Raw genomic sequence first — 4,350 nt, 5'->3', positions numbered from 1 at the left:
TTATAATTAATTTTAGTATGTGATTTCATTGCAGATAAATTATACTAAAAAACAGGTCGAAGAGCTACCGCTCTTCGGCCTGTTTTACTTTTATGGGCTTTTTATTTTGAAACAGCCCCTTTTTTATTGTATTTGTGGCAAATAATATTATATTGGGTATATATTATATAGCGGATTTTAATGAGATGATTTTAAAACTCAAAATTGCATAAATTATATAGTATAAAATTCATATACATATGTAATATAAGATTTATAGGAAGGGTGGATTTAAAATGAAAAAGTGGACTATGTTAGTGTTAGTTATAATAATTTCAATTAGTTTAATTGGTTGCGGAAATAACCAAAATGTTAAGAGGGATTCTAGAAAATTAAATGTAGTAACAACAACTACTATATTGGCAGATATAGTTAAAAATATAGGTGGAGATAAATTAGAAGTAGAGGCCTTAATGGGACCGGGGATAGATCCTCATCTCTATAAAGCAAGTGCTGGAGATGTTCAAAAAATGATGAATGCTGATTTTATAATATTTAACGGACTTCATCTTGAGGGAAAAATGTCAGATGTATTTGAAAAACTAAATAAAAGCGACGTAAAAACTATAGCGGCTGCTGATGTACTTGATAATTCTAAGTTAATAGAATCAGAAGAGTTTGAGGGAAACTACGATCCTCATATATGGTTTGATGTAAAGCTTTGGATGGAAATAGTAGATGTTATAAAAGATAATCTTATAGAATTAGATAGTGAAAATAAAGACATCTATATATCAAACTCTGAAAAATATAAAGATGAACTTAAAAAATTAGATGAGTATGTAATTAGCAGGGCTAAGGAACTTCCAGATGATAAAAGAATACTTATAACAGCTCATGATGCTTTTAGTTACTTTGGTAAGGCTTATGGCTTTCAGGTAAAGGGTTTACAAGGGATAAGTACAGCTGCTGAGGCTGGAACATTAGATGTAAAAGAGCTAGCAGATTTTATATCAGAAAAAGAAATACCTGCAATATTTATTGAGTCTTCTGTTCCAACAAAAAATATTGAGGCATTACAAGCGGCGGTAAAAGACAGAGGGTTTAATGTAGAAATAGGTGGAGAGCTATTTTCAGATTCTCTAGGAGATCCAGGGACAGAAGAAGGAACTTATATAGGAACTGTAAAGTTTAATATAGATACTATTGTAGATGCTTTACTTAAAGGAGTGAATTAATATGAATTATGTGGTAATAGCTAATGATTTAACAGTTGCGTACCATAAAAAACCAGTATTATGGGATATAGATTTAGAAATACCAGGTGGAGTTTTAATGGCAATAGTTGGACCAAATGGAGCGGGAAAATCTACTCTTATAAAAACTATGCTTAATATGATAGAACCTGTAACAGGAGATACTAAATTTTGGGGTGAAAGTTATGAAAAACAGAGAAAGAAAATAGGATATGTGCCTCAAAGAGGAAGTGTTGATTGGGATTTCCCTACTAATGTATTAGATGTTGTAACTATGGGAACCTATGGAAAACTAGGTTGGATAAAAAGACCAGGAAAGAAAGAGAAAGAAAAAGCTATAGAAGCTCTTGAAAAAGTAGATATGTTATCTTTTGCAGATAGACAAATAAGCCAACTTTCAGGTGGACAACAACAGAGAGTATTTTTAGCTAGAGCACTTGTTCAAAATGCTGATATTTATTTTATGGATGAGCCATTCCAAGGAGTGGATGCTAAAACTGAAAGAGCTATAATAAACATATTAAGAGAATTGCGTAGTATGGGGAAAACTGTTGTTGTAGTTCATCATGATTTACAGACAGTACAAGAATATTTTGATTGGGTTACACTTTTAAATAAAGTAATAATAGATAGTGGACCAGTAGAAAAGGTATTTAATGAAGAAAATTTAATGAAGGCATATAAAAGTAAAGTAGATAAATTATTGAAATAGAATTGGAGGGATATCATGGACTTAATCAATATATTTTCAGACTATACTCTTAGAACAGTAGCTTTAGGTTCTGCTTTACTTGGTGCTATTAGTGGTGCAATAGGTTCTTATGCAGTATTGCGAAAGCAAGGTCTTATAGGGGATGCTGTTTCTCACGCAGCATTGCCAGGAATAGGGGTAGCCTTTCTTTTAACTGGTTCAAAAAATATTGAGTGGCTTTTATTAGGTGCTTTTATATCAGGTTGGATTGCTATATATATAGTTAATAATATAACTAAACATAGTAGGACCAAATATGATAGTGCATTAGGAACTATGCTATCAGTATTTTTCGGATTAGGTTTAGTTATTTTAACGTATATACAAAAAATACCAGATTCTAATCAAGCTGGACTTGAGGGATTTTTATTTGGTCAGGCTTCAACTCTTTTAAAGAGAGATATTATAGTAATGGCCATAGTTGGTGGAGGGATTATATTTATAATTACATTACTATGGAAAGAATTTAAATTGCTTTCCTTTGATCCAGAATTTTGCCAAGTTTCTGGGTTTCCTATAGATAAATTAGATTTAATCCTTACAACCTTAATAGTTATAGCAATAGTTACAGGTCTTCAAACAGTAGGTGTAGTTCTTATGAGTGCTATGATTATAGCACCTGCTGTAGCAGCACGTCAATGGACAGACAAATTAAGTATTATGGTTATTATAGCTGCAATATTTGGAGCTATTTCAGGGATAATAGGCACTTTAATAAGCTCTTCTACAAGAAATTTGCCTACTGGACCAGTAATAGTGGTAATAATAAGTTCTATAGCTATTATATCCTTATTTATTGCACCAGGTAGAGGGATTATATGGAGAAAAATAAGAGATAAGAACAATAAAAAGCAATTAAATAGAAATATAGTTTTAAATAATCTTTATAATTTAAATAAAAGCAGTAATAAATCTTCAGGATATAAAATAGAAGATTTATCCATATCCCAACATGAATATAGTTTTTCTATAAAAACTATAGAAGAAGAATTAAGAAAATTAGAGGTATTAGGATTAGCAGAGAAAAATAATAACAATTGGAATATAACAAGAAAAGGTATGAATGAAATAGAAGAGTTGAGGGGAGGTTTAGAGGAATGAGTGTACAAATGGAAATACAAATTATAGCTATAGTTGTAGCCTTGGCTTGCTCAACATTAGGAGCATTCCTTATACTAAGAAAAATGGCAATGATGGCTGATGCTATAGGGCATACTATATTATTTGGGATTGTAATTGCATTTTTTATAACCCATGATTTAAATTCTCCATTGTTAATCGTAGGAGCAGCTTTAACTGGAACTTTAACAGTTTTCTTAGTAGAATCTATAAATAAAACTAAATTAGTAAGTGAAGATTCCTCTATTGGACTTATATTTCCCCTGCTTTTTAGTATTGGAATAATACTTATAAGTCTATATGCAGGAGATGTACATTTAGATACAGATGCAGTTTTATTAGGAGAAATAGCCTTTGCACCCTTTGATAGGTTTGTAGTTAATGGAGTAGATATTGGACCTAAATCACTTTATATTATGGGAACAATATTATTTATAAACATAATATATGTTTCAATATTTTTTAAAGAACTGAAGATATCTACTTTTGATCCTAACCTTGCTATGGTTTTAGGAATATCGCCAGGTATTATGCATTATTCTCTTATGACCCTTGTATCTTTAACTTCAGTAGGAGCTTTTGATGCAGTAGGAGCTATATTAGTAGTAGCATTCATGGTTGGTCCTCCTGCAGCAGCTTATATTTTGACAGATGATTTAAAAAGGATGATATTTTTAAGTGGAGTTATTGGAATAATTTCTGCTATATCAGGATATTGGATATCTCATATTTTAGATGTAGCTATTGCAGGAATGATGGCTGTTATGGTAGGAATTATTTTCTTGTTAGTTTTCTTCTTTGCTCCAGATAAAGGTCTTATTTCTATAATGAGAAGGAAGAAAAGACAGAAATATGATTTTGCTAAAATATCTTTCCTAATGCATGTAATAAATCATGAAGGAGAAGATGATGAAAAAGAAGAGTTAGGTATAGATACAATTCATAAACATTTAAAATGGGAAAAAGGCTTTATTAAAGATATAATAAATAGTCTTAATAGGAGTAACTTAGTATATATAGAAGATAATATTGTCAAAGTTACAGATGAAGGCAGAAATTTAGCTATTTCTAATGCTGAAGAGATAGTTAACGGAATATAAAAATGAATGTTAAATAAAAAAATGGGGCTGTTTCATAACTGATTTATCAGTTATGAAACGCCTCTTTTTTTATGTTCAAGTTGACAACTGAAGTACCTAAGTTTCCATAAATTTAAATATATTTTTCTTAGTCTAATTTTAGGTA

General features: G+C 30.6%; 4 protein-coding genes. All 4 read left to right on the top strand.

The annotated features are described in order from the left end of the window. Positions 1–275 precede the first annotated feature (275 nt). The 4 genes from NSA23_RS16390 to NSA23_RS16375 are packed head-to-tail and all read left to right on the top strand — an operon-like array spanning position 276 to position 4,205. A complete protein-coding gene (locus NSA23_RS16390; RefSeq protein ID WP_257490795.1) occupies positions 276–1,217 on the top strand; it encodes a metal ABC transporter solute-binding protein, Zn/Mn family in 942 nt (313 codons plus the stop codon). A gap of 1 nt (position 1,218) precedes the next feature. Further along, positions 1,219–1,947: a metal ABC transporter ATP-binding protein gene (locus NSA23_RS16385; RefSeq protein WP_042680742.1), complete on the top strand. Its 729-nt coding sequence runs from the start codon at positions 1,219–1,221 to the stop codon at positions 1,945–1,947. A gap of 15 nt (positions 1,948–1,962) precedes the next feature. Next, on the top strand, positions 1,963–3,087 hold the full coding sequence (locus tag NSA23_RS16380; RefSeq protein ID WP_257490794.1) for a metal ABC transporter permease: 1,125 nt from the start codon (positions 1,963–1,965) through the stop codon (positions 3,085–3,087). Continuing rightward, on the top strand, positions 3,084–4,205 hold the full coding sequence (locus NSA23_RS16375) for a metal ABC transporter permease (protein ID WP_257490793.1): 1,122 nt from the start codon (positions 3,084–3,086) through the stop codon (positions 4,203–4,205). The genes NSA23_RS16380 and NSA23_RS16375 overlap by 4 nt, the downstream gene beginning before the upstream one ends. Positions 4,206–4,350: the final 145 nt, after the last annotated feature.

Origin of the sequence: Anaerosalibacter massiliensis (assembly GCF_024623155.1) — a bacterium.
GTDB lineage: Bacteria > Bacillota > Clostridia > Tissierellales > Sporanaerobacteraceae > Anaerosalibacter > Anaerosalibacter massiliensis.
This window is presented reverse-complemented; position numbering and strand designations above follow the sequence as displayed.

Bases quoted from the DNA above. Each gene is read 5' to 3' on its own strand.
- NSA23_RS16390 (WP_257490795.1), top strand. From the start codon at position 276: ATGAAAAAGTGGACTATGTTAGTGTTAGTTATAATAATTTCAATTAGT.
- NSA23_RS16385 (WP_042680742.1), top strand. From the start codon at position 1,219: ATGAATTATGTGGTAATAGCTAATGATTTAACAGTTGCGTACCATAAA.
- NSA23_RS16380 (WP_257490794.1), top strand. From the start codon at position 1,963: ATGGACTTAATCAATATATTTTCAGACTATACTCTTAGAACAGTAGCT.
- NSA23_RS16375 (WP_257490793.1), top strand. From the start codon at position 3,084: ATGAGTGTACAAATGGAAATACAAATTATAGCTATAGTTGTAGCCTTG.